The organism is Rhodococcus sp. O3 (assembly GCF_048897285.1).
GTDB lineage: Bacteria > Actinomycetota > Actinomycetes > Mycobacteriales > Mycobacteriaceae > Rhodococcus.
The window spans coordinates 1-2,681 of record NZ_JBMBTE010000264.1; the positions used below are offsets into that span (position 1 = coordinate 1).

Genomic DNA, 2,681 nt, shown 5'->3' on the forward strand with positions numbered 1-2,681 from the left:
CCCGCCCGCCACCCGCCCGCGCCGCACCCCACAGACCTCTGCGGCGACCCAGCGACCCGACCTGCGTCAGCCGGTCGATCCGACGATGCGTCTGGGCGCACCGCCCAAGGCGCCCGCGAAGGGCCTGCGGGTCGTCGCGCTCGGCGGTATCGGCGAGATCGGCCGCAACATGACGGTCTTCGAGCACCAGGGCAAGATCCTGATCGTCGACTGCGGCGTGCTGTTCCCCGAGGATCAGCAACCCGGCGTCGACCTGATCCTGCCCGACTTCCGGTACATCGAGAACCGGATGGACGACATCGAAGCGATCGTGCTGACGCACGGTCACGAAGATCACATCGGCGCGGTGCCGTTCCTGCTGCGTCTGCGCCCCGACATCCCGGTGGTCGGCTCCAAGTTCACGTTGGCGCTGGTTGCGGCGAAGTGCCGCGAACACCGGCAGCGGCCCGTGCTCGTCGAGGTCACCGAGGGTGAGAGCACCACGCACGGCCCCTTCGAGTGCGAGTACTTCGCGGTCAATCACTCGATCCCCGACGCGATCGCCGTCGCGATCCGCACCGACGCCGGTCTCGTCCTGCACACCGGCGACATCAAGCTCGACCAGTTGCCCCTGGACAACCGGCTCACCGACCTGGCCGGGTTCTCGCGACTCGGCGACGAGGGTGTCGACCTGTTCCTCGTCGACTCGACCAATGCCGAGGTGCCCGGTTTCGTCACGCCCGAACGTGAGATCGGCGGCGTGCTCGACGGCGTCATCGGCAAGGCCACCAACCGCGTCATCGTCGCCTCCTTCGCCAGCCACGTCCATCGCATCCAGCAGGTCGTCGACGTCGCCGTCCGGTACAACCGGCGCATCGCGTTCGTCGGCCGCTCGATGGTCCGCAACATGCAGATCGCCCAGGACCTCGGATACCTGCAGGTGCCCGACGGCCTCGTCGTCGACCTGGACACCGCGGCGAGCCTGCCGGGCAACCGCCTCGTCCTGGTCTCGACGGGATCCCAGGGCGAACCGCTCTCGGCCCTCTCGCGCATGGCCCGCGGTGAGCACCGGCAGATCAACATCCGCGCCGACGACCTCGTCGTACTGGCGTCGTCGCTGATCCCCGGCAACGAGAACTCGGTGTTCGCGGTCGTCAACGGACTCGCCAAGCGCGGCGCGACCGTCGTCACCCAGCAGAATGCGAAGGTCCACGTCTCCGGCCACGCGTCGGCCGGTGAGCTGCTGTACCTGTACAACGCGGTGCGCCCGACCAACGCGATGCCCGTCCACGGCGAATGGCGGCACCTGCGCGCCAACGCGAAGCTCGCCGAGGCCACCGGTGTGCCGCCCGAGCGGATCGTCCTCGCGGAGGACGGTGTCGTCGTCGACATGGTCGACGGGCTCGCCGAGATCGTCGGGCAGATCCCCGTCGGCCACGTGTACGTCGACGGTCTGTCCGTCGGCGACGTCGGCGAATCGACCCTGTCGGACCGGCTCATCCTCGGCGAGGGCGGCTTCATCTCGATCTCGGTCGCCGTCGACTCGGCGACCGGCCGCGCGGTCAGTTCCCCCGAGGTCTCGGGACGCGGATTCTCCGACGACCCCACGGCCCTGTCCGAGGCCGCGCGGCTCGTCGACAAGACCCTCGACGAACTCGCCGCGGAGGGCATCAACGAGACCCACCGCATCGCGCAGGCCATCCGGCGTGTGGTGGGACGCTGGGTGTCCGAGACCTACCGACGCAGGCCGATGATCGTGCCGACCGTCATCGCGGTGACAGCACCGGAGTGATCTTCGGGCGACCCGTGGCCACCGACCGCGGGTCGCTCCCTCAGGGGCGATGACGGTGTCGGGCGCGCCGTGTACCGTCGGCGCCGTGAGCCTGGCCAAACGCGAACGAGCAGCCCTGGTCCGCACGATGTCGGAGGTCGGTCCCGACGCGCCCACCCTCTGCGGGGACTGGACGACACGGGATCTCGCCGCGCACCTGCTCGTGCGCGAGCGGCGGATCGACTCGATGCCCGGCATCCTTCTGCCGCAGCTCGCGGACCACACGGAGAAGGTGCGCAAGTCGGCGACCGACCGGCCGTGGGCGTACCTGCTCGCGGACATCGAGTCCGGGCCTCCGATGTGGTCCCCGTTGTTCCTGGTCGACGCGGTCGCGAACGCGGGGGAGATGTTCGTGCACCACGAGGACATCCGGCGCGCCGTCGACGGCTGGGAGCCGCGGGTGCTGCCCGCAGACGATCAGGAACACCTGTGGCGGCTGGCCCGGCAGATCGGCCGGCGCAGCTACCGCGGCAGCGATGTCAGCGTCGTCTTCGAACGCCCCGACGGCACGCGCGCCACCGTGCGGAAACGAGGTCCGCGCACGGTCGTGCTGCGCGGAGAACCGGCGGAACTGCTGCTGCACGCGTTCGGCCGCGACCAGGTGCGGCTGGAGACGGACGGCGAGCCCCGCGACCTGGACGAGATCACCGCCTCGGCTCGCGGCGTGTGACAGTGAATACCCAGGTCACGGCGTGTCCTGTGACATGAACCGCGACCTGGTGCCGGTGTTGCGGATGGTTCGGATGGGGACCGAGCGGCTAACCTGACGGGTATGGCAGGAAAGTCGAGCAGTCGCGGATCGTCCACGACCTCCCGGTCGAAGGCGACAGCGCGCGGCTCGGCCGGGACCTCGAGCCGCTCCGGCAGCGCC

Annotated in this window: 2 protein-coding genes; both read left to right on the forward strand. The window is 69.9% G+C overall.

Annotated elements, in window-relative coordinates:
- The first annotated feature begins 85 nt into the window (after positions 1-85).
- Complete coding sequence (locus ACN675_RS28675) at positions 86-1,771, forward strand: ribonuclease J (RefSeq protein WP_420754043.1); 1,686 nt, start codon at positions 86-88, stop codon at positions 1,769-1,771.
- Between the two features lie 85 nt (positions 1,772-1,856).
- Positions 1,857-2,480, forward strand: coding sequence for a TIGR03085 family metal-binding protein (locus tag ACN675_RS28680; RefSeq protein ID WP_420754042.1), 624 nt, complete (start codon positions 1,857-1,859; stop codon positions 2,478-2,480).
- Positions 2,481-2,681: the final 201 nt, after the last annotated feature.